This window comes from Pseudomonas sp. GW821-FHT09C09, from assembly GCF_059418105.1.
Window position 1 is genome coordinate 1 of sequence record NZ_JBWKPF010000001.1, and the last position, 20,585, is coordinate 20,585.

Sequence of the window (20,585 nt, forward strand, 5' to 3'; positions counted from 1 at the left end):
CTTGAAACGAATGGTGGGTGATGACGGGATCGAACCGCCGACATTCTGCTTGTAAGGCAGACGCTCTCCCAGCTGAGCTAATCACCCTTCGCTTCGTTACGGGACGCATTATGCCACAAGTTTTCGTAAAGTGTTGATTTAATTGAAGTTTTTTCAAATAAATCCGAAAACCGGTGAAACGACACATTCCGCATGTACAACTCGAGGCAGAAAAAAAACCCGCCTTGGCGGGTTCTTCCGTGGTGACCTGGCGTTCAGTGTTCCAGGTTACCGAATATGGCGCAGCGGACGGGACTCGAACCCGCGACCCCCGGCGTGACAGGCCGGTATTCTAACCGACTGAACTACCGCTGCGCTAAACACTTGAAACGAATGGTGGGTGATGACGGGATCGAACCGCCGACATTCTGCTTGTAAGGCAGACGCTCTCCCAGCTGAGCTAATCACCCTTCGCTTCGGTGTGGCGCGCATTCTACGGAGCGACCCAACCTCTGGCAAGCACTTTTTTAAATAATTTTCTCAGGCCTTCCAAAGGCTTAGAGAAGGGTTGGCCTATGACCCGGCGAAGACAATAATGCCCCCCTTTGTATAAAGGAGAGACTCACCCCATGTGGTTCAAGAACCTGCTTATCTATCGCCTGACCCAAGACCTGCCTGTCGATGCCGAGGCGCTGGAAACTGCACTGGCCACCAAACTGGCGCGTCCATGTGCAAGCCAGGAGTTGACCACCTACGGTTTCGTCGCGCCGTTCGGCAAGGGCGAAGATGCGCCACTGGTGCACGTCAGCGGTGACTTCCTGCTGATCTCCGCCCGTAAGGAAGAACGCATTCTGCCAGGCAGCGTCGTGCGTGACGCCGTAAAGGAAAAGGTCGAAGAGATCGAAGCCGAGCAGATGCGCAAGGTCTATAAGAAGGAACGCGATCAGATCAAGGATGAAATCATCCAGGCGTTCCTGCCGCGCGCCTTTATCCGCCGCTCGTCGACCTTCGCCGCCATCGCGCCGAAACAGGGCCTGATCCTGGTCAACTCGGCCAGCCCGAAACGCGCCGAAGACCTGCTCTCCACCCTGCGCGAAGTGATCGGCACCCTGCCGGTTCGCCCGCTGACCGTGAAAACCGCGCCGACCGCCGTGATGACCGAATGGGTCACCACCCAGCAAGCCGCTCCGGACTTCTTCGTGCTGGACGAGTGCGAACTGCGCGACACCCACGAAGACGGCGGCATCGTGCGTTGCAAGCGTCAGGACCTGACCAGCGAAGAAATCCAGCTGCACCTGAGCACCGGCAAAGTGGTGACTCAACTGTCGCTGGCCTGGCAGGACAAACTGTCGTTCATGCTCGACGACAAGATGACCGTCAAACGCCTGAAGTTCGAAGACCTGCTGCAGGATCAGGCGGAACAGGACGGCGGCGATGAAGCCCTCGGCCAACTCGACGCCAGCTTCACCCTGATGATGCTGACGTTCGGCGACTTCCTGCCGGCGCTGGTTGAAGCACTGGGCGGTGAAGAGACGCCGCAGGGGATCTAAGCCTCTGCGCAGTCTTTGAGTTATCTTCAAACGCCACCGCTTCGGTGGCGTTTTCACATAATAAGGAACAGGCCATGCGCGCACTGGCTGCACTGAGTCGTTTTGTCGGCAACACCTTCGCTTACTGGGTTCTGATTTTCGCCGTGGTCGCCTTTCTGCAACCGGCGTGGTTCCTCAACCTGAAAGGCGCAATCGTGCCGCTGCTCGGGCTGGTGATGTTCGGCATGGGCCTGACCCTCAAACTCGACGACTTCGCCGCCGTCGCCCGCCATCCATGGCGCGTGGCCCTGGGTGTGGTTGCACATTTCGTGATCATGCCGGGGATGGCGTGGTTGCTTTGCCAGATATTTCATCTGCCGCCGGAAATCGCCGTCGGGGTGATTCTGGTCGGTTGCTGCCCGAGCGGCACGTCCTCGAACGTCATGACCTGGCTGGCCCGGGGCGATCTGGCGCTGTCGGTGGCCATCGCCGCCGTCACCACCCTCCTCGCCCCGCTGCTGACGCCGGCGCTGATCTGGCTGCTGGCCTCGGCCTGGTTGCCGGTTTCGTTCATGGAGTTGTTCTGGTCGATTCTGCAAGTGGTGCTGCTGCCGATCGTGCTCGGTGTCGTCGCGCAACGCTTGCTCGGTGACAGGGTTCGTCACGCAGTGGAGGTTTTGCCGCTGGTGTCCGTGGTCAGCATCGTGATCATCGTCGCCGCCGTGGTGGCTGCCAGTCAGGCGAAAATCGCCGAATCCGGCCTGCTGATCATGGCGGTGGTGATGCTGCACAACAGCTTCGGCTACTTGCTGGGTTACTTCACCGGGCGCCTGTTCGGCTTGCCGCTGGCTCAGCGCAAGTCCCTGGCGCTGGAGGTCGGGATGCAGAACTCGGGACTGGGTGCCGCGCTGGCCAGTGCGCACTTTTCGCCATTGGCGGCGGTTCCGAGTGCGCTGTTCAGTGTGTGGCACAACATTTCCGGGGCGCTGCTATCGACCTGGTTCCGGCGCATGAGCGAGAAGGAAGATCGTGAGGCTTTGGCTCAGCAGACTGCCGACTGACTGATCCCCATTGATCCCCGGCGCACATTTTTAGGTAGTATGTGCGCCACGCGGGGACGACCCTGCGGCTCAATCGAGTTTTCAATCAGGGGACGGCCCCGTCAATCGATGGAGGTCTTTCATGTCCTGGATCATTCTGTTTTTCGCCGGTCTGTTCGAAGTCGGCTGGGCCGTCGGCCTGAAATACACCGATGGCTTCACCCGTCCACTTCCGACCGTTCTCACCGTCGCCGCCATGGCGGTCAGTCTTGGCCTGCTGGGGCTGGCGATGAAGGAACTGCCGCTGGGCACGGCTTACGCGATCTGGACCGGCGTCGGTGCCGTGGGCACGGTGATTGCCGGGATCATTCTGTTTGGTGAGTCGATGGCTTTGATTCGGCTGGCCAGCGTTGCACTGATCATCACCGGATTGATCGGGCTCAAGGTCAGCGCCTGAGCCGTTGCCGCCATCCGTCAGGGATGGCGGCTTTCTAAACAACTACCTGACAGTCCCGCGCAACTCCCCGACCAACGCTTGCAACTCGGCAGGCTGCGCCGCCTCGACCGCCACCGGCGACCCCGCCACCAGCGTCACCCGCGACCACATGCGGTGAAACAGCCCCTTATTGGGATCGCGGCTGAAGAAACTCCCCCACAACCCCTGCAACGCCAGCGGAATCACCGGCACCGGTGTCTCTTCGAGAACCCGCGTCAGCCCGCCCTTGAACTCGTTGATCTCACCGTCAGCGGTCAACTTGCCTTCGGGGAAGATGCACACCAGTTCACCGTCCTTCAGATACTGGGCAATCCGGGTGAAGGCCTTTTCGTAGATCTGGATGTCTTCCTGGCGTCCGGCGATAGGAATGGTCCCCGCCGTGCGGAAGATAAAATTCAGCACCGGCAAGTTGTAGATCTTGTAGTACATGACAAAGCGAATCGGCCGACGCACCGCGCCGCCAATCAGCAAGGCATCGACGAACGATACGTGGTTGCACACCAGCAACGCCGCGCCCTCATCGGGAATCGCTTCCAGGTTGCGATGCTCGACGCGGTACATGGAATGGCTGAGCAGCCAGATCATGAAACGCATGCTGAACTCGGGGACGATCTTGAAGATGTAGGCGTTGACGCCGATATTCAGCAGCGATACCGCCAGGAACAACTGCGGAATCGACAGCTTGACCACGCTCAGCAACACGATGGAGACGATGGCCGATATCACCATGAACAGCGCGTTGAGAATGTTGTTGGCCGCGATCACCCGCGCCCGCTCGTTCTCGGCGGTGCGCGACTGGATCAATGCATACAGCGGCACGATGTAGAAACCGCCAAAGATGCCAAGGCCGAGGATGTCGACCAGCACCGCCCAGGCGTGACCGTAACCGAGGACTTCAGTCCAGCTATGGCCAGCGGCGCTCTCTGGGATTCCACCGGAATGCCACCACAGCAACAGCCCGAAGACCGTCAGGCCGAACGAGCCGAACGGCACCAGACCGATCTCGACCTTGCGCCCGGAAAGCTTCTCGCAAAGCATCGAACCGAGGGCGATGCCGACCGAAAACACCGTGAGAATCAGGGTCACCACGGTTTCGTCACCGTGCATCCATTCCTTGGCATAAGCCGGGATCTGCGTCAGATAAATCGCCCCGACAAACCAGAACCACGAGTTGCCGACAATCGAGCGCGACACCGCCGGGGTCTGCCCCAGACCGAGTTTCAGCGTGGCCCAGGACTGGCTGAAAATGTTCCAGTTCAGGCGCATTTCCGGCGATGCTGCTGCCGCCCGGGGAATGCTGCGGCTGGCGAGGTAACCGAGTACGGCGATGCCGACAATCGCGGTCGACACCAGCGGTGCATAGTGCGACGAGGACATGATGACCCCGGCGCCGATGGTGCCGGCGAGGATCGCGAGAAACGTGCCCATTTCCACCAGACCGTTGCCGCCGACCAGCTCATCCTCGTGCAAGGCCTGCGGCAGGATCGAGTACTTCACCGGCCCGAACAGCGCCGAATGTGTGCCCATGGCGAACAGTGCCACCAGCATCAGCGACAGGTGATCGAACAGGAAGCCGACGGATCCCACGGCCATGATGGCGATTTCCGCCAGTTTGATCAGACGGATCAGCGCATCCTTGGCAAACTTTTCGCCGAACTGCCCGGCCAACGCCGAAAACAGGAAGAACGGCAGAATAAACAGCAACGCACACAGGTTGACCCAGATCGAGCGGTCACCTTCGATGGTCAGCCGATAGAGAATGGCGAGGATCAGCGATTGCTTGAACACGTTGTCGTTGAACGCGCCCAGCGACTGGGTGATGAAGAACGGCAGGAAGCGCCGGGTACGCAGCAGGTTGAACTGTGAGGGGTGACTCATCTTCCGTGTGTCCCTGATGTTGGGTAACGAGTGGCCTGGATACGTTTATTGGAATGTCGATCCGCGATCCAGGCCACACCTTACCTAAACTTTTCAGGTTATTTCTTCAAACCTGCAATGCACGGTGAAACAAACAGCTCGCCGCGCCAGGCGCCTTGCAATGTGCGCTTGCCGACGATCAGCCACATCACCGCCAGCAATGTCACCAGCCCACAACCGGCCACGCTGAAGAACGTCAGGTTCAAGGTGCTGCCGAGTTTCAGGGTCGCCAGCGAATACACACCCAACGGGAAGGTAAAACCCCACCAGCCAAGGTTGAACGGGATGCCGTCGCGCAGGTAGCGCACGGTGATCAGCAGTGCCATCAACATCCACCACAGACCAAAGCCCCACAGCGTGATCCCGGCCACCAGGCCCAGGCCCGAAGCGATTTCACCGATCCCCGGCAGGCCGTTGGCCGCGAAGATCGCTGGCGCATCGCCGCCCAGCAGCAACATGCCCAGGGCACCGGTGCCGATCGGCCCCAAAGCGAGCCAGCTCGAAGCGGCCATGTTTTCGTGAGGCAGTTTGTGCAGGGCCATGCGCAACAGCAGGATGGTCAGAATGCTGAACGCCACCGGCAGGGAAAAGGCCCAGAGCACGTAGCTGGTCGTCAGCACTACCAGTTGCGAGTGCGCGTCGGCGAGATGCGGCGCGAGCAATCCACCGCTGGCCGCCGCCACTTCCGCCGCCACCACCGGCAACAACCAGACGGCGGTCATCTGATCGATGCTGTGTTCCTGGCGAGTAAACATCATGTAGGGAATCAGCACACCACAGGCCAGCGACATCGCCACGTCCAGCCACCACAGCACTTCAGCCAGATGAATGACGCCCTCGCCCCAGCGCGGCAGTCCGAACAACAGAAAACCGTTGATGATGGTCGCCAGGCCCATGGGAATGGTGCCGAAGAACATCGAAACCGTGGAGTGGCCGAAGATCCGCCGCGCCTCGTCGAAAAACAGAATCCAGCGCGCGGCATAGGCAGCGGTAAACAGCACGAACAACAGAATGTTGAACATCCACAGCCCTTCGGCCACGGCGTGCAGTCCCGGGATGGCGACGGGCAGTTGCGCCAGCGCCAACGCCAGTACACCGGTCCCCATGGTCGCGGCGAACCAGTTCGGGGTGAATTGACGGATCACTTCACGCGGATGCTGAAGCTGACTGAAAGGCTTGATACCGGGTTTGGCACTGTTGGGGCAAATCATCATGAACTCCTGTCCTCAGGTGAGGTTGAGCCCATGGTAGAATCGAATCGAATATCTATATAACGGGTAATTTCTCTAACTGTTATCTGTTTTGCAGATATAGGCCTAAACGCTGCCCTCAGTCTCGATCACCAGAATCCGCGCGGCGCCTTGCGGGTGGGCAACATGCTCGGTGCCGACGGACGCGTAGAAGATGTCACCGACATCAAGCTGCACCTGCTTTTCTTCGCCCTCCTCGCGGTAGTGCATGAGCACCTGACCGTCGAGCACCACGAACACTTCCTCGCCGTCGTTGACGTGCCATTTGTAAGGCTGGTCGGTCCAGTGCAAGCGCGTGGTGATGCCGTTCATGTTGGCAATGTCGAGCGCGCCCCAGGCACGCTCGGCGGTGAAGGACTTGCTGCGGATAATCTTCATGAATCGATCCGTGAGAAGAATGGGCTGGCCAAGGCTAACCGAATCCGCAGGCTTATGGCGCGCTGCAGGTCTTGGCCGCTTGCGGACGAAAACTCATCAACAGCGCACCGACCGCCAGTACGATCAGTACCGCGCCATACACATCGGTGGTCGCCGGCAGGCCGAGGCTGTGGGTGAAGTGCCCGGCCAGCAACGCCGGCAGACAGAACGCCAGGTAACTCAGTACATAGAATGCCGACATCAACCCTGCGCGCTCATGGGGCAACGCCAGCGGCACCAGACTGCGCACCGCCCCCAGAAACCCGGAGCCGAATCCACACCCGGCGACCAGCGTACCGAAGAAGAACAACGACAGACTGGCGCTGTGCACGCCCAGCAGCATCAGCACGATGCCGGTCGGCAACAGGCTTGCGCCAAGTTGCAGTGCCCGGGAGGCTGGACGATTGCGCAATGTGAAAATCATCAGCGCGCCGGTGACGGTCAACGCCGCCACGGTTGCGCCGCCGATCAGATTGGAGGTCGAACCGGTCGCCGTGCGTACCAGCGACGGAGCGAGCGAGGCATAGAAACCGCCGAGCGCCCAGGTCGCAGTATTCAATGGCAAGACGCGCCACAGTGTGGAACGCGCCTGAACCGGCACATGCAGGGTCGGCCGCAGCGAGGCCCATGCTCCAGCTTGAGGCGAGACACTTTCCGGCAAGCGCCAGACATAAACGCCCTGCAACACAAACAGCACGAGCAGCAGCCAATAGGTCAGTTGCAGTGGTGCAGGCGCGAATTCCACCAGCAAACCGCAGCCCATCGAACCGAGCGCCATGCCAAGCAATGGTGCCACGCTGTTGATCAGCGGCCCTTGTTGACGGTCAGTGTCCAGCAGCGTCGCGCTCAACACGGCGGTAGCCATGCCGGTGGCAAATCCCTGCAGCACTCGCGCGCCGATCAGCCAGCCGACGCTGTCGGCGTAGATAAAAAGCAGCATCGCCAGGGCATTCAGGACAACCGCGGTGAAAATCACCGGCTTGCGCCCTAAATGATCCGACAGCGAACCGACCGTCAGCAACGCGGCCAGCAGACTCAGCGCGTAAACGCCGAAAATCAGGGTCAGCACCGCTGCCGAAAAATGCAGGTGGTCCTGATACAGGTGATACAACGGCGTCGGCGCGGTGGAAGCGGCGAGAAAACTGAGTAAGGTGATCGCCAGAAACCACAGGCTGGAACGGTTGGAAGCAAGGCCGGTCATGAGCACACTCCTTAAAAGCTATTTTTTTGCTTTTGCGGAGTGTGCGCCCGACTTGCGCTTAAAGCAAATTCTTTGTGTTAAGGTCTGACACATGCCTATTAAAGAAAGTAGCCGTCCCGGCGGCCGAAGCGCCCGGGTACAGGAATCGATTCACGGCGCCGTGCGCGCACTCCTCGAAGAACAGGAGCGCTCCAGTGTGACCGTCCCGCAGATTGCCGCGCGGGCCGGGGTCACGCCCTCGACCATTTATCGACGCTGGGGCGATCTGGCGGCGCTGCTCGCCGACGTCGCCCTCGCCCGCCTGCGCCCTGAAAGCGATCCTCTGGAAACCGGCAGCCTGCGCGGCGATATCCGCGCCTGGGCCGAGCAGTATCTGGATGAGATGAGTTCCGAGCCGGGGCGCAATGTCATGCGCGATGTGCAGGCCAGCGCCACACCGGGATTCTGCGTCGCGATCATTGCCGATCAGTTGCAGACCATTGTCGATCGCTTCCCGGATCAGTCGCCACCAAGCGTGGATCACCTGATCAACCTGGTGGTTTCGCCGACGGTGTTCCGCATTCTGTTTGCCGTGGAACCGCTGGAAGTCGAAGAACTGCACCGACTGATCGACATCGCGCTGCGTCAGGACTGACAGCGCAGAACCGCCCGGTTCTGCGCCTGCGACACCCCGCCACGCCACGACCTTGGTCGACACTGACTAACCGCCGCGCACATGCGAGACTGTCTGGCCGGGCGCGAGTCCGGTCGTATTTTGTCGGGAGTGCTCCATGTCGTTGTCCACCGGGCTGATCGCCGCCGTCGCCCTGGCCTATATGGCCATCATGTTCGCCATCGCCTTCTACGGCGACCGTCGCAGCGCGCCTTTGCCGCCACGGATGCGTGCGTGGGTGTACAGCCTGTCACTGGCGGTCTATTGCACCAGCTGGACATTCTTCGGCGCGGTCGGTCAGGCGGCCGAACAACTGTGGTCATTCCTGCCGATTTATCTCGGGCCGATCCTGCTGTTGCTGGGCGCGCCGTGGGTCCTGCAAAAAATGGTGATGATCAGCAAGCAGGAGAACATCACCTCCATCGCCGACTTCATCGCCGCCCGTTATGGCAAATCCCAATCGCTGGCGGTGGTGGTTGCGCTGATCTGTCTGGTCGGCGTTCTGCCTTATATAGCCTTGCAACTCAAAGGCATTGTCCTCGGCGTAAACCTGTTGATCGGTGCCGGTGCCGACGCCATGGGCACCCGCGCCCAGGACACGGCACTGATCGTGTCACTGGTGCTGGCGCTGTTCACCATCGTTTTCGGCACGCGCAACCTCGACGCCACCGAGCACCACCGGGGCATGGTGCTGGCGATTGCGTTCGAGTCGCTGGTGAAACTGTTCGCCTTCCTCGCCGTCGGCGCCTTCGTCACCTATGGCCTGTATGACGGCTTCGACGACCTGTTCAATCAGGCGATGCTCGCCCCGCGCCTTGAGGAATACTGGAAAGAGACCATCAACTGGCCGTCGATGGTGGTGCAGACCGGTGTGGCAATGATGGCGATCATCTGCCTGCCCCGTCAGTTCCACGTCACCGTGGTGGAAAACATCGACCCGCAGGATCTTCGTCTGGCCAAGTGGGTGTTTCCGACTTATCTCGCGTTGGCGGCACTGTTTGTAGTCCCGATTGCGCTGGCCGGTCAGATGATGCTGCCCAGCTCCGTCCTCCCGGATTCTTTCGTCATCAGCTTGCCGCTGGCCCAGGCCCACCCGGCGCTGGCGATGCTGGCGTTCATTGGCGGCGCGTCGGCGGCCACCGGCATGGTGATTGTGGCGAGTGTGGCGCTGTCGACCATGGTCTCCAACGACATGCTGTTGCCGTGGCTGTTGCGGCGCAACAATGCCGAGCGGCCGTTCGAAGTGTTCCGTCAGTGGATGCTCTCGGTACGCCGGGTCAGCATCGTGGTCATTCTGTTGCTGGCTTACGTCAGCTACCGCCTGCTCGGTTCCACCGCGAGCCTGGCGACTATCGGCCAGATCGCCTTCGCCGCCGTGACCCAACTGGCACCGGCCATGCTCGGTGCGCTGTACTGGAAACAGGCCAACCGCCGTGGCGTGTTCGCCGGTCTCGCCGCCGGCACGTTCCTGTGGTTCTACACCTTGATCCTGCCGATTGCCGCTCGCAGCCTCGGCGTGCCGCTGGAGACATTCCCGGGACTTGCCTGGCTGCACAGCAACCCGCTGAACCTGCCGATCACCCCGCTGACCCAAGGCGTGGTGCTGTCGCTGGCGGGTAACTTCACCCTGTTCGCCTGGGTCTCGGTACTGTCGCGGACCCGGGTGTCGGAACACTGGCAGGCCGGGCGCTTTATTGGTCAAGAAATCAGCGCCCGGCCGAGCGCACGTTCGATGCTGGCAGTGCAGATCGACGACTTGCTGCAACTGGCGGCACGGTTTGTCGGTGAAGAGCGTGCGCGGCAGAGCTTCATCCGCTTTGCCTACCGTCAGGGCAAAGGCTTCAACCCGAACCAGAACGCCGACGGTGAATGGATCGCCCACACCGAGCGCTTGCTGGCCGGTGTCCTCGGTGCTTCTTCGACACGGGCTGTAGTAAAAGCCGCCATTGAAGGTCGGGAAATGCAGCTGGAGGACGTCGTCCGGATCGCCGACGAAGCCTCGGAAGTGTTGCAGTTCAACCGCGCGCTGCTGCAAGGCGCCATCGAAAATATCACCCAGGGCATCAGCGTGGTCGACCAGTCGCTGAAACTGGTGGCCTGGAACCGGCGCTACCTGGAGCTGTTCAACTACCCGGACGGTTTGATCAGCGTTGGCCGACCGATCGCCGACATCATCCGCTACAACGCCGAACGCGGCTTGTGCGGCCCCGGAGAAGCGGAAGTCCACGTCGCCCGGCGCCTGCACTGGATGCGTCAGGGCCGCGCCCACACCTCCGAACGACTGTTCCCCAACGGCCGAGTGATCGAGCTGATCGGCAACCCGATGCCCGGTGGCGGTTTCGTCATGAGCTTCACCGACATCACCGCGTTCCGCGAAGCCGAACAGGCACTGACCGAGGCCAACGAAGGGCTGGAGCAACGGGTCAGCGAACGGACTCAGGAACTGTCGCAACTCAACGTCGCGCTGACGGAAGCCAAGGGCAACGCCGAGGCGGCCAACCAGTCGAAAACCCGCTTCCTCGCGGCGGTCAGCCACGACTTGATGCAACCCTTGAACGCCGCACGGCTGTTCTCCGCCGCCCTCTCCCATCAGGACGATGGCTTGAGCGGCGAGGCACAGAAACTGGTACAGCATCTGGACAGTTCGCTGCGTTCGGCCGAAGACCTGATCAGCGACCTTCTTGACATTTCCCGCCTGGAAAACGGCAAAATCAACCCGGATCGCAAGCCGTTCGCGGTCAATGAGCTGTTCGACACCCTCGGTGCCGAATTCAAGGTTCTGGCGCAGGAGCAGGGTTTGAACTTCCGGGTGCGCGGCAGTCACTTGCGCATCGACAGCGACATAAAGCTGCTGCGACGGATCCTGCAAAACTTCCTGACCAATGCCTTCCGCTACGCCAAAGGCCCGGTCTTGCTGGGCGTGCGTCGGCGACAGGGCGAGGTTTGCCTGGAGGTCTGGGATTGCGGGCCGGGGATTCCGGAAGACAAGCAGCAAGTGATTTTCGAAGAGTTCAAACGCCTCGACAGCCACCAGACCCGCGCCGAAAAAGGCCTGGGCCTGGGTCTGGCGATTGCCGACGGCTTGTGCCGGGTGCTCGGGCATACCTTGCGCGTACGCTCATGGCCGGGGCGCGGCAGTGTGTTCAGCGTGCGGGTGCCGCTGGCAAAGACACAAACTGCACAGCCGAACGCGGTAGCCGAACTCAACGGCAAGCTGCACAGCGGCGCGCAGGTGCTGTGCATCGACAACGAAGACAGCATCCTGATCGGCATGAACAGCTTGCTCACGCGTTGGGGTTGTCAGGTGTGGACGGCGCGCAACCGAGAGGAATGTGCAGCGCTGCTTAACGATGGCGTGCGGCCGCAACTGGCGCTGGTGGATTTCCACCTCGATCACGGCGAGACCGGTACCGATCTGATGGCCTGGTTGCGTACGAGCCTGGGCGAACCGGTGCCCGGCGTGGTGATCAGCGCCGACGGGCATCCGGAGACCGTGGCGCAGGTGCACGCGGCGGGGCTGGATTATCTGGCCAAACCGGTGAAACCGGCGGCGTTGCGGGCGTTGTTGAGTCGCTATTTGCCGCTCTAGAAGAGTGGCTTATTCAGGCAGTTCGACCAACCCGTCGGCGTCGGTCATTGCGCGCTCCAGCAGGTCTGCCGGCAGGCTCTTGCTGGCTCGTGCGCCGAGCAGTTTGAGCTGCTCGCTGCGGCTGACCAGGTTGCCGCGCCCTTCTGTCAGTTTGTTTCGCGCTGCGCTGTAGGCTTTGTCCAGTTGCTGCAGACGATTGCCGACTTCATCCAGATCCTGAATGAACAGCACGAACTTGTCGTACAGCCATCCGGCACGCTCGGCGATTTCCCGGGCGTTCTGGCTCTGGCGCTCCTGTTTCCACAGACTGTCGATGACCCGCAGGGTGGCGAGCAGCGTGGTCGGGCTGACGATCACGATATTGCGGTCGAAGGCCTCCTGAAACAGCGTCGGCTCGGCTTGCAGCGCCGCGGAAAACGCCGCTTCGATGGGCACGAACAGCAAGACGAAATCAAGGCTGTGCAGGCCTTCCAGACGTTTGTAGTCCTTGCCGGCCAGGCCTTTGACGTGACTGCGCAACGACAGCACGTGCTGCTTCATGGCGATCTGGCCAATCGCATCGTCGTCGGCCGCCACGTATTGCTGGTACGCCGTGAGGCTGACCTTGGAGTCGACCACCACCTGCTTGTCGCCCGGCAGGTAAATGATCACGTCCGGCTGGAAGCGCTCGCCGTCCGGCCCCTTGAGGTTGACCTGGGTCTGGTACTCGCGACCCTTCTCCAGCCCTGCATGTTCCAGCACTCGCTCGAGGATCAGTTCGCCCCAGTTGCCCTGGGTCTTCTGGCCTTTCAGGGCGCGGGTCAGGTTGGTGGCTTCATCGCTCAGGCGCAGGTTCAGTTGCTGAAGACGCTCCAGTTCCTTGGCCAGAGAGAAGCGCTCACGGGCTTCGGCTTGATAGCTTTCCTCGACCCGTTTTTCGAAGGACTGGATGCGTTCTTTAAGAGGATCAAGTAATTGGCCGAGGCGCTGCTGGCTGGTTTCGGCGAAACGCTGTTCACGCTCGTCGAAGATCTTGCCCGCCAGTTCGGCAAACTGGGCCCGCAACTCGTCGCGGGAGCCTTGCAGGTCATCGAGACGTTGTTGATGGCTTTCCTGCTGCTCGCGCAACTCGGCATTCAATGAAGCCGCCTGAGCGTCCAGGCGCCGCAGTTCGGCTTCCTTGCTGGCGCGCTCGAGGTTCCAGGCATGGGCGGCATCACGGGCGTCGTCACGCTCGATCTGCAACAGTTCGACTTCCCGGCGCACGGCCGCGAGATCGGCTTGTTTGGCGGCATTGGCCTGGCCGAGGTCGGCGATTTCGTCGCGACAGGCTTCGAGCTGGGCGTTGAGGCCATCCTGGGCCATCTGCGCCATGGCCAGTCGCTCTTCGAGCAACGCAACTTCGGACTCGCCATGACTGGCCCGGCGCTGCAGTTGCCAGGCCAGCGCCAGCAGCGGTAACGCCGCGCCTGCCAAGCCGAGCAAGATGCTGGTCAAGTCCATCGCCATAGTGATTCCCGCCGATCCGATAAAGCCTGAAGGTTAACCAAGGCGTCAGGTCTTGGACAGCTCAGTCTTCGATCAGGCCGAGTTCCTGTTGCGCACGTCGATCACCCGCACGGGCAGCCTGACGCAGCAGGTCCTGGCCGATACGACGATCCCTGGCGTTGCCGCACTCACGGCACATCAACTGACCGAGGCGACTTTGCGCCGCGACCACGCCTTCCCGGGCCGGTTGCTTGAGCAGGCGGCCGGCGAGGTGTTTGGCGTTCTGGCTGTCGCCCAGGCGCGGGCTGTCGAGCAGCCATTCGGCCACGCGCACGGAAAATCGCTTGGGAGCGGTAACACGAGGGGGTTGGGAAGTAACAGAATCTGGAGATGAACGAAACTTCATAAAGCACTGTGGGACAGATCGAAGGGCGCGCCACTCTACTCTTTTTTTCGCACAGGTAAAGTCGAAAAAAACCCGGCACGCCCGTGCTAGAGCAAGCGCTCGGGACAATCCACAGAAGCTGTGGATAACTCAGTGGACAACCGCCCCCGACTCGCCGCAAAGCCTTGTGGAATGGGGCCCGCAGTCAAACTGACGATTTTTTCACCAGTAAAAAAAAGCGATGTTTTTCATTGACTTAAACTTTCGTTACAGGCAGCCACCGGGGTCAGGTTCGATGTGACAGCGTCGTTACCGTCCGCGCAACTAATGTGCACAAGTACCTGTTACGCGGTTATATCGGTGCGCTTTTTCGGGTCGTTTTGCCAGCCGGGCTGGGGATAAGCCCTGGCGCTGTGCTTGTCAGGCTTGCCCACCGCGACGACCGACGGTCGGAATGTGAGCCAAATCAGGGCGGAGCCGGGGCTCAAGGAACAGTCCGCCTGTTCTTTTTAAAAATCAGGTTTGCCTTCCTCAACGTGTTCCGTTAGTATCCGCGGCGTTAGTACCAAGCTGAAAGTCAATTCCGGTCGAACAAACCCCACGGTCAGCCTTCTTTCAAAGAAGCCTCCACCGACAAAGCGGGACCGACCCCTCGATGGTTTCCAGGTAAATCTTGCGACGACACAGCCTTTGAATCGAATCAAAGGATGTTGCAAAGACCTCTTACTCTGACCGAACCAACCTGCAAATTGATCAGGATCTTCACCCCGGGCCCAGAACCTCTGCCCTCGATGTGTTGCCTGTCCTCCTAAGTACCTACCTGCCAGCCCAAGCGCGCCAACTTATCAGCGCTTCAAACTGGCTGCTTTGTTCCAGTCGGGTTCTTCGTTCGACCAATGGTGGTCTGCGTTACTGGAACGTTTTAACGTTGCACGGTTCTTATCCGTGTCATTTGTAGGAACACCTAATAACTATGTCTACTCAAATCCAGACTCAGGATGCCATTCGCACCCTAACCAACGCTTTTGCTCCAATGAACTGCCTGATCATGGCCGCTCGCAAAGGCTGCTTCAGCTTCACCGTGGTCAATGAACACGGGATCGCCCGCCACAGCGAGCGTCTGTACCCTGATCAATACTCCAGCGCCGAACCGCTGCAGGCCGTGATTGATCGCACCCGTCAGGCATTGATCGCCTGAGAGGCCGAAATGGCTGCAAAAGCAAAAGCCCCGCCTGAAACGCGGGGCTTTTTATTGCCCGATGTTTCTCTTTTTACCCTTCGCGGTTAAGCACCAACCGATATAACGGTTATAACTGCCTGCCGGAAATATTTTAAAAACAGGCCTTTACGTCGCGAATATGACACTACACTTCAACTCAAGCGGCGTGATCCGCTTCCGGCGGGCCTGATTCGATCCACAGCTGCCAAGCTCCCCTTCAGGTCTCGCCGCCCAATAACAAGATCCGAGGGTTATATGGGTATCGCTGCCAGCGAACTGTGCCGCTATGTGATCCGCCCCACGCTGATTTATCTGGGACGTCACTGCGCCACCGCCGAATCCCTGCTGCTGGGCATCGCCGCCAGCCAGTCCGCCCTGGGTTCAGCCCTGCATGACCGCCGTGGCCACGGCCTGTACCGGATTGCCGAGCACCGCCACCAGGCGCTTTGGGACCATTACCTGGCGCTCGATCCGGAGCGCGCCAGCCTGGTTCGCGGCCTTGCCAGCCAGCATGCCTTTCTCAGCAGCCCGCACCTCGAACTGACCGTCAACCTGCGTTACGCCACTGCCATTGCCTGGCTGCTGGTGGAAGAACAGACCCCCACCCTCCCCGACCCGGACGACCTGCTCGCAATGGCCCGTATCTGGCGTCAGACCTTTCAACCCCAGGGTCGTCTGCGTGACTTCACCTGTGCATGGCAGACCTGTGTTTCACCGCTGAATCAGGTCGCGTGCTGACTCACCGGTTTCGCAAGATCGGCCAACGGGTCGCGAATCTGGTCGGATTGTCCTACAAAACCGCTCTAACTCAAGCCATACGGACTATAGCGCTGGGACGAAAATGTTGGTAATTTTCGCCCCGGTGATCACCAGGAGTTCTAATAATGAAAAAAGTAATGCTCAAAACCACCATCAGCCTCGCCGTTTCCCTGGCATCCACGCAGATTTTCGCCGCTGGCTTTGCCATCAACGAACACAGCATCAGCGGGATGGGGACCGGGTACGCCGGGCGATCTTCTTCTGCCGACGACGCAAGCACTGTTTACGGCAACCCAGCCGGCATGTCGCGCCTCACTCGCGAACAAGTCACCGGTGGCGTTGCATTCCTCGATGCCAAGACCGATATCAGCGACGCCAGCTCCAGCCCCAACGGCGGCAGCAACAAAGGCGACATGGTGCCCTTCACCTCAGTTCCTATGGGTTTCTACGTCAAGCCGATCGATGAGCATTGGGCATTCGGCCTGGGTGTGTACGTACCCTTCGGCCTGATTACCGACTATGAAAAAGGCTTTGCCGGCCGCTACTTCGGCAGCAAGTCCGAAGTACAGGTCATTACTTTCCAGCCAACCGTCAGCTACAAGTTCAACGACGTGGTGTCGATCGGTTTCGGTCCGACCATCAACCGTATCGACGGCACCCTGGAATCCAACCTGTCGATCACCCAGGCCCTGCCGGACGGCAAGGTCAAGATCAAGGGTGATGACACCGCGCTGGGTTACAACATCGGTGTACTGGTACAAGCGACCGACACCACTCGCCTGGGCCTGACCTACCACTCGAAAGTCGACTACAAGCTCGAAGGCAACACCAAGGTCAACTACGGCGCACTGGCCGCAGTCGGCCTGGGCGCCAGCCAGAAGTACGACGCTTCGCTGAAGATCACTACCCCTGAGTCCGTGGACTTCTCGGTAACCCAGGCGATCAACGACCGCTGGAACGTCTACGCCGGTACCACCTGGACCCGCTGGAGCCAGCTGGAAAAGATCACCGTCAAGAACTCCGGTGTACAGCCTCTGCTGGCCGGTCAGTTCGGCGAGATCACCGAAGAGCAGAACTGGCATGACAGCTGGGCTTACGCCGTCGGTACTTCCTACCAGCTGAACAAGGAATGGGTACTGCGTACCGGTCTGACCTTCGACCAGTCGCCGACCAACAACGTCGACCGTTCGCCGCGCATCCCTACCGGCGACCGGACCATCTTCAGCATCGGTGCCGGCTGGAGCCCGACTGACGACCTGACCATCGACGTCGCCTACTCGTACCTGAAGGAAGAAGCCGTCAAGATCCGCAACGAAAACGATCGTGGCCAGACCTACGATGCCAAGTATGAAAACTCGGCAAACGGTTTCGGTGTCGGTGCGACCTACCGCTTCTGATGCTGCACGGCGAGGCTGAGCTCTTTACCATTTGAGGCCTCGCCCACTAAAAAGCCCCGCTCTCTTTGCAGAGGCGGGGCTTTTTAGTGGGCGTCGATCAGGGTTTCAGCGGTTTCGACGCAATGGCCTTCTCGATGGCCGCGAGAAACTCCGGATCATCCGGCTTGGTCAGGCTGGAGAAATTGGCGATCACCTTGCCCTGTCGATCGACCACGTATTTATAGAAATTCCATTTCGGCGCGCTGCTTTGCGCGGCCAGCACCTGGAACAGATGGGTGGCACCGTCACCACGGACTTTCTGCGGCTCGGTCATGGTGAAGGTCACGCCGTAGTTGGCGTAGCAGACCTTGGCGGTCTCGGCGCTGTCCTTGGACTCTTGCTTGAAGTCATTGGAGGGTACGCCGAGCATTTCCAGCCCTTGCGCCTTGTAGCGCTGGTTGAGCGCTTCGAGACCTTCGAACTGCGGGGCGAAACCACAGAAGCTGGCGGTGTTGATCACCACCAGCGGCTTGTCGGCGTAGCGCTGGCACAGGTCGATGGATTCCTTGGCCCGCAATTTGGGCAGCGAACCTTGCAGCAATTCCGGACAGTCCGCAGCCTGGGCCAATCCGGTCAACGCCATCAGCAACGCGGGAACAGCACACCAGCGCTTGAGCATGTCGGGCATCCTTGAGCAGTCGTCAGAACCCGACGTTACTCGCCCTCAGAGCCTACAGGCAAGCGCCCATGCCCAACTGCATCAGCGCCAGGCCGCCCTGATGCCAGCCCCACCACACCAGCGCCAGCAAGACAGCGCCGAGTGCGGTGATGGCGATTCGTGGCCAGATTCGCTTCATGCCGCGCTCGTACGGGCCTGCAGACGCTCGACCGGACGCTCGCGCACCGGCCAGTTCAGCGCGGCCGCCAACAGGCTCAAGAGAATCGCCACTTGCCAGATCAAGTCATAACTCCCGGTTCGGTCATACACCACCCCGCCCAGCCAGCCGCCGAGGAATGAGCCGAGCTGGTGGAAAAGGAACACGATCCCGCCGAGCATGGACAGGTTTCGCACGCCAAACAAGGTCGCCACCGTACCGTTGGTCAACGGCACCGTCGACAGCCACAGGAAACCCATAGCCATACCGAACAGATACGCCGTAGTCGTCGTCACCGGCAGCCACAGAAACAGCACGATCACTACCGCCCGCAGCAGGTACAGCCCGGTCAGCAAACGCGGCTTGGACATGCGCCCGCCGAGCCAGCCGGCGGTGTAGGTGCCGAAGATGTTGAACAGCCCGATCAACGCCAGCACGGTAGTGCCGACGGTAGCCGGCAGATGCTGGTCGACGAGATACGCCGGCAGGTGCACACCGATGAACACCACCTGGAACCCACAGACGAAGAAACCGAACGCCAGTAACCAGAACCCGGAGTGCGAGCAAGCTTCGCGCAGCGCTTCGGACAGGGTTTGTTCATGGCCGAGCACAGGCAGCGGCTTGTCCTTGAGCATGCTCACCAGTGGCACGATCAGCGCCACCAGCAGCCCCAGCACCAGCAACGCGGCTGACCAGCCCAACCAGCCAATCAGTCCGAGGGTGCCCGGCAGCATCACGAATTGGCCGAAAGAACCAGCGGCGCTGGCGATCCCCATGCCCATGCTGCGTTTTTCCGGCGGAACGGCACGACCGACCACACCGAGGATCACCGAGAAAGAAGTGCCGGACAGGCCGATACCGATCAGCAAACCGGCACTCAGGGACAGACCCAAAGCGGTCTCCGACAGCCCCATGAACACCAGGCCCAAGGCGTAAAGCACGCCGCCGATCAGCACCACTTTCGCCGCGCCGAAGCGGTCGGCCAGTGCGCCGGTGAAGGGTTGCGCCAGACCCCAGATCAGGTTCTGCAGGGCGATAGCGAAGGCGAACACCTCGCGCCCCCAACCGAACTGGATACTCATCGGCGACAGGAACAAGCCGAAGCCGTGCCGCACGCCCAATGACAACGCCAGAATCAGCGCACTCCCCAGCAACACCCAACCGCACGTACGCCATATCGAACTCATTGTTATTCTCCAGTCGCGGGTATATACCCGCTTAAATTCGGAAAAAACCGGCCCTCAAGCCAGTTCATCCAACAGCCGCAGCAAGGTTTCACGCTTCTCGGCACCCAGTCGGTCGATCAACCGCTGCTGCGCCGCTTCCCAGGCCGGCAGAGCCGCTGCCAGACGCTGTGCGCCGGTTTCAGTCAGCCGGACGATGCGGTTGCGCATGTCTTCGCCCTCCGCCAGCGCCACCAGCCCTTCGCCTTCCAGCACCCGCAGATTGCGCCCGAGGGTGCTGCGATCCAGCCCCATGGCTTCGGCCAGTTCGGAAATGCTCGGTTGATCCAGGCGCTGCAGATTGCACAGCAGAGAATACTGGGCAACGTTGATCCCGAAGCCGTCGAGAGCGCCGTCGTAATGCCTGCTGACGCCACGGGCGGCGCGACGCAGGTTGGTGCACAAACACTGAGAAGGAAGCATGATGCGTGTATATACCCGCGACTGTGTTAAATCAAGTTACAGATCAAAGTTACTTATCAAAACAAGGCCAGCCCGACCAGCACTGACATCTCCAATAATTCCAGCAACGCACCGGCCGTATCACCGGTGGTTCCGCCCAGTCGCCGCACCATCAAATGCCGCAGCCAGATGAATACGATGACCGCCAGCAGCAACGCCACGACAGCGTTGAACCCGGCGATCAGCACGCACACCACTGAACTCACCACCAGCACCTGCCAACCCGTCTTGCGCGGCAGATGATCGGCCAGCGCCTGCCCCAACCCGCCGGCCCGCACATAGGTCGTGGTGAGGAACAATCCGAGCAGCGCTGCCCGACCAATCAGCGGCACGATGATCAACGCCATTCCTTGGTGCTTTTCGATCAAAGCCAACAACGCGGCATATTTGAGCAGCAACACCAGCACCAGCGTCACCACCGCGATCGGCCCGCTGCGCGGATCCTTCATGATCGTCAGCGTGCGCTCACGATCACCGAAACCACCGAGCCACGCATCGGCGCTGTCCGCCAGCCCATCGAGGTGCAGCGCGCCGCTGAGCAGCACCCACACCGTCAGCAGCAACGCGGCATGCAGCAGCAATGGCGCGCCGGCCAGAGCACTGTTCAGCGCCCAGAGAATCACGCCGAACAGCAAACCCACCAGCGGATAAAACAGCAGCGAGCGCCCGAGTTCTTCAGGCGCCGGCATGCCCGGCAGACGAATCGGCAGGCTGCTGAGAAATTGCAGGGCGATCCACAGGGGCAGCAT

The 20,585-nt window shown here is 60.6% G+C and carries 19 protein-coding genes and 3 tRNA genes; 8 read left to right on the forward strand and 14 right to left on the reverse strand.

Going from position 1 to position 20,585, the window contains the following annotated elements; translation table 11 throughout:
* Positions 1 to 11: 11 nt before the first annotated feature.
* From AC07NR_RS00005 to AC07NR_RS00015, 3 genes are all read right to left on the reverse strand, one after another.
* A tRNA-Val gene (locus AC07NR_RS00005) sits at positions 12 to 87 on the reverse strand.
* A 190-nt stretch (positions 88 to 277) separates the two neighbouring features.
* A tRNA-Asp gene (locus AC07NR_RS00010) sits at positions 278 to 354 on the reverse strand.
* 19 nt (positions 355 to 373) lie between these two features.
* Positions 374 to 449: transfer RNA gene (locus tag AC07NR_RS00015), tRNA-Val, on the reverse strand.
* Between the two features lie 159 nt (positions 450 to 608).
* Here AC07NR_RS00015 and rdgC point away from each other — a divergent pair.
* From rdgC to sugE, 3 genes are all read left to right on the forward strand, one after another.
* The gene (gene rdgC / locus AC07NR_RS00020) at positions 609 to 1,529 is read left to right on the forward strand and encodes a recombination-associated protein RdgC (protein ID WP_007950430.1); all 921 of its coding nucleotides are present in this window, start codon (positions 609 to 611) and stop codon (positions 1,527 to 1,529) included.
* Positions 1,530 to 1,603: 74 nt separating this feature from the next.
* Positions 1,604 to 2,569, forward strand: a complete 966-nt coding sequence (locus AC07NR_RS00025; RefSeq protein ID WP_495077555.1) for a bile acid:sodium symporter family protein — start codon at positions 1,604 to 1,606, stop codon at positions 2,567 to 2,569.
* A gap of 121 nt (positions 2,570 to 2,690) precedes the next feature.
* Positions 2,691 to 3,005, forward strand: coding sequence for a quaternary ammonium compound efflux SMR transporter SugE (gene sugE / locus AC07NR_RS00030; protein ID WP_085682912.1), 315 nt, complete (start codon positions 2,691 to 2,693; stop codon positions 3,003 to 3,005).
* 42 nt (positions 3,006 to 3,047) lie between these two features.
* On the opposite strand, the gene AC07NR_RS00035 is transcribed toward sugE, so the two are convergent.
* From AC07NR_RS00035 to AC07NR_RS00050, 4 genes are all read right to left on the reverse strand, one after another.
* A complete protein-coding gene (locus AC07NR_RS00035) occupies positions 3,048 to 4,922 on the reverse strand; it encodes an MFS transporter (RefSeq protein ID WP_495077556.1) in 1,875 nt (624 codons plus the stop codon).
* Between the two features lie 98 nt (positions 4,923 to 5,020).
* Positions 5,021 to 6,172: a TDT family transporter gene (locus tag AC07NR_RS00040; protein ID WP_495077557.1), complete on the reverse strand. Its 1,152-nt coding sequence runs from the start codon at positions 6,170 to 6,172 to the stop codon at positions 5,021 to 5,023.
* A 105-nt stretch (positions 6,173 to 6,277) separates the two neighbouring features.
* Complete coding sequence (locus AC07NR_RS00045) at positions 6,278 to 6,589, reverse strand: cupin domain-containing protein (RefSeq protein WP_085710604.1); 312 nt, start codon at positions 6,587 to 6,589, stop codon at positions 6,278 to 6,280.
* A gap of 52 nt (positions 6,590 to 6,641) precedes the next feature.
* Positions 6,642 to 7,829: an MFS transporter gene (locus tag AC07NR_RS00050; RefSeq protein WP_248737897.1), complete on the reverse strand. Its 1,188-nt coding sequence runs from the start codon at positions 7,827 to 7,829 to the stop codon at positions 6,642 to 6,644.
* A gap of 91 nt (positions 7,830 to 7,920) precedes the next feature.
* Between AC07NR_RS00050 and AC07NR_RS00055 the strand changes: the two genes are divergently transcribed.
* Both AC07NR_RS00055 and AC07NR_RS00060 read left to right on the forward strand, forming a co-directional pair.
* Positions 7,921 to 8,463, forward strand: coding sequence for a TetR/AcrR family transcriptional regulator (locus AC07NR_RS00055; RefSeq protein ID WP_248737898.1), 543 nt, complete (start codon positions 7,921 to 7,923; stop codon positions 8,461 to 8,463).
* Between the two features lie 136 nt (positions 8,464 to 8,599).
* Positions 8,600 to 12,070 carry a hybrid sensor histidine kinase/response regulator gene (locus AC07NR_RS00060; RefSeq protein WP_495077558.1) on the forward strand — a complete coding sequence of 1,157 codons (3,471 nt, stop codon included), beginning with the start codon at positions 8,600 to 8,602 and terminating at the stop codon, positions 12,068 to 12,070.
* A 9-nt stretch (positions 12,071 to 12,079) separates the two neighbouring features.
* Here AC07NR_RS00060 and AC07NR_RS00065 read toward each other — a convergent pair whose 3' ends face one another.
* Together AC07NR_RS00065 and AC07NR_RS00070 are read right to left on the reverse strand one after the other, a co-directional pair.
* The gene (locus AC07NR_RS00065) at positions 12,080 to 13,444 is read right to left on the reverse strand and encodes a DNA recombination protein RmuC (RefSeq protein ID WP_170931591.1); all 1,365 of its coding nucleotides are present in this window, start codon (positions 13,442 to 13,444) and stop codon (positions 12,080 to 12,082) included.
* 175 nt (positions 13,445 to 13,619) lie between these two features.
* Entirely contained in the window at positions 13,620 to 13,943 is a 324-nt protein-coding gene (locus tag AC07NR_RS00070) for an SEL1-like repeat protein (RefSeq protein WP_085710599.1), read from the reverse strand.
* Positions 13,944 to 14,895: 952 nt separating this feature from the next.
* On the opposite strand from AC07NR_RS00070, the gene AC07NR_RS00075 reads away from it, so the two are divergent.
* The 3 genes from AC07NR_RS00075 (at position 14,896) to AC07NR_RS00085 (ending at position 17,297) form a co-directional block, all read left to right on the forward strand.
* A complete protein-coding gene (locus AC07NR_RS00075) occupies positions 14,896 to 15,120 on the forward strand; it encodes a hypothetical protein (protein WP_007950419.1) in 225 nt (74 codons plus the stop codon).
* Between the two features lie 276 nt (positions 15,121 to 15,396).
* Positions 15,397 to 15,879: a hypothetical protein gene (locus tag AC07NR_RS00080; protein ID WP_085710598.1), complete on the forward strand. Its 483-nt coding sequence runs from the start codon at positions 15,397 to 15,399 to the stop codon at positions 15,877 to 15,879.
* Between the two features lie 146 nt (positions 15,880 to 16,025).
* The gene (locus tag AC07NR_RS00085) at positions 16,026 to 17,297 is read left to right on the forward strand and encodes an OmpP1/FadL family transporter (RefSeq protein ID WP_085710597.1); all 1,272 of its coding nucleotides are present in this window, start codon (positions 16,026 to 16,028) and stop codon (positions 17,295 to 17,297) included.
* A 97-nt stretch (positions 17,298 to 17,394) separates the two neighbouring features.
* On the opposite strand, the gene AC07NR_RS00090 is transcribed toward AC07NR_RS00085, so the two are convergent.
* The 5 genes from AC07NR_RS00090 to AC07NR_RS00110 are packed head-to-tail and all read right to left on the reverse strand — an operon-like array spanning position 17,395 to position 20,585.
* Positions 17,395 to 17,955, reverse strand: coding sequence for a glutathione peroxidase (locus tag AC07NR_RS00090; RefSeq protein WP_085710596.1), 561 nt, complete (start codon positions 17,953 to 17,955; stop codon positions 17,395 to 17,397).
* A 52-nt stretch (positions 17,956 to 18,007) separates the two neighbouring features.
* On the reverse strand, positions 18,008 to 18,133 hold the full coding sequence (locus AC07NR_RS00095) for a hypothetical protein (RefSeq protein ID WP_256576024.1): 126 nt from the start codon (positions 18,131 to 18,133) through the stop codon (positions 18,008 to 18,010).
* Positions 18,130 to 19,338, reverse strand: coding sequence for an MFS transporter (locus AC07NR_RS00100; protein WP_495077559.1), 1,209 nt, complete (start codon positions 19,336 to 19,338; stop codon positions 18,130 to 18,132). Before AC07NR_RS00100 ends, AC07NR_RS00095 begins: the two co-directional genes overlap by 4 nt.
* Positions 19,339 to 19,392: 54 nt before the next feature.
* Positions 19,393 to 19,797 carry a MarR family winged helix-turn-helix transcriptional regulator gene (locus AC07NR_RS00105; RefSeq protein ID WP_007950413.1) on the reverse strand — a complete coding sequence of 135 codons (405 nt, stop codon included), beginning with the start codon at positions 19,795 to 19,797 and terminating at the stop codon, positions 19,393 to 19,395.
* Positions 19,798 to 19,853: 56 nt separating this feature from the next.
* Complete coding sequence (locus AC07NR_RS00110; protein ID WP_495077560.1) at positions 19,854 to 20,585, reverse strand: adenosylcobinamide-GDP ribazoletransferase; 732 nt, start codon at positions 20,583 to 20,585, stop codon at positions 19,854 to 19,856.

Excerpts from the sequence above, each read along its gene's own strand:
- rdgC (WP_007950430.1), top strand. The coding sequence starts at position 609 with ATGTGGTTCAAGAACCTGCTTATCTATCGCCTGACCCAAGACCTGCCT.
- AC07NR_RS00025 (WP_495077555.1), top strand. The coding sequence starts at position 1,604 with ATGCGCGCACTGGCTGCACTGAGTCGTTTTGTCGGCAACACCTTCGCT.
- sugE (WP_085682912.1), top strand. The coding sequence starts at position 2,691 with ATGTCCTGGATCATTCTGTTTTTCGCCGGTCTGTTCGAAGTCGGCTGG.
- AC07NR_RS00035 (WP_495077556.1), bottom strand. The coding sequence starts at position 4,922 with ATGAGTCACCCCTCACAGTTCAACCTGCTGCGTACCCGGCGCTTCCTG.
- AC07NR_RS00040 (WP_495077557.1), bottom strand. The coding sequence starts at position 6,172 with ATGATTTGCCCCAACAGTGCCAAACCCGGTATCAAGCCTTTCAGTCAG.
- AC07NR_RS00045 (WP_085710604.1), bottom strand. The coding sequence starts at position 6,589 with ATGAAGATTATCCGCAGCAAGTCCTTCACCGCCGAGCGTGCCTGGGGC.
- AC07NR_RS00050 (WP_248737897.1), bottom strand. The coding sequence starts at position 7,829 with ATGACCGGCCTTGCTTCCAACCGTTCCAGCCTGTGGTTTCTGGCGATC.
- AC07NR_RS00055 (WP_248737898.1), top strand. The coding sequence starts at position 7,921 with ATGCCTATTAAAGAAAGTAGCCGTCCCGGCGGCCGAAGCGCCCGGGTA.
- AC07NR_RS00060 (WP_495077558.1), top strand. The coding sequence starts at position 8,600 with ATGTCGTTGTCCACCGGGCTGATCGCCGCCGTCGCCCTGGCCTATATG.
- AC07NR_RS00070 (WP_085710599.1), bottom strand. The coding sequence starts at position 13,943 with ATGAAGTTTCGTTCATCTCCAGATTCTGTTACTTCCCAACCCCCTCGT.
- AC07NR_RS00075 (WP_007950419.1), top strand. The coding sequence starts at position 14,896 with ATGTCTACTCAAATCCAGACTCAGGATGCCATTCGCACCCTAACCAAC.
- AC07NR_RS00080 (WP_085710598.1), top strand. The coding sequence starts at position 15,397 with ATGGGTATCGCTGCCAGCGAACTGTGCCGCTATGTGATCCGCCCCACG.
- AC07NR_RS00085 (WP_085710597.1), top strand. The coding sequence starts at position 16,026 with ATGAAAAAAGTAATGCTCAAAACCACCATCAGCCTCGCCGTTTCCCTG.
- AC07NR_RS00090 (WP_085710596.1), bottom strand. The coding sequence starts at position 17,955 with ATGCTCAAGCGCTGGTGTGCTGTTCCCGCGTTGCTGATGGCGTTGACC.
- AC07NR_RS00095 (WP_256576024.1), bottom strand. The coding sequence starts at position 18,133 with ATGAAGCGAATCTGGCCACGAATCGCCATCACCGCACTCGGCGCTGTC.
- AC07NR_RS00100 (WP_495077559.1), bottom strand. The coding sequence starts at position 19,338 with ATGAGTTCGATATGGCGTACGTGCGGTTGGGTGTTGCTGGGGAGTGCG.
- AC07NR_RS00105 (WP_007950413.1), bottom strand. The coding sequence starts at position 19,797 with ATGCTTCCTTCTCAGTGTTTGTGCACCAACCTGCGTCGCGCCGCCCGT.
- AC07NR_RS00110 (WP_495077560.1), bottom strand. The coding sequence starts at position 20,585 with ATGCTGCCCCTGTGGATCGCCCTGCAATTTCTCAGCAGCCTGCCGATT.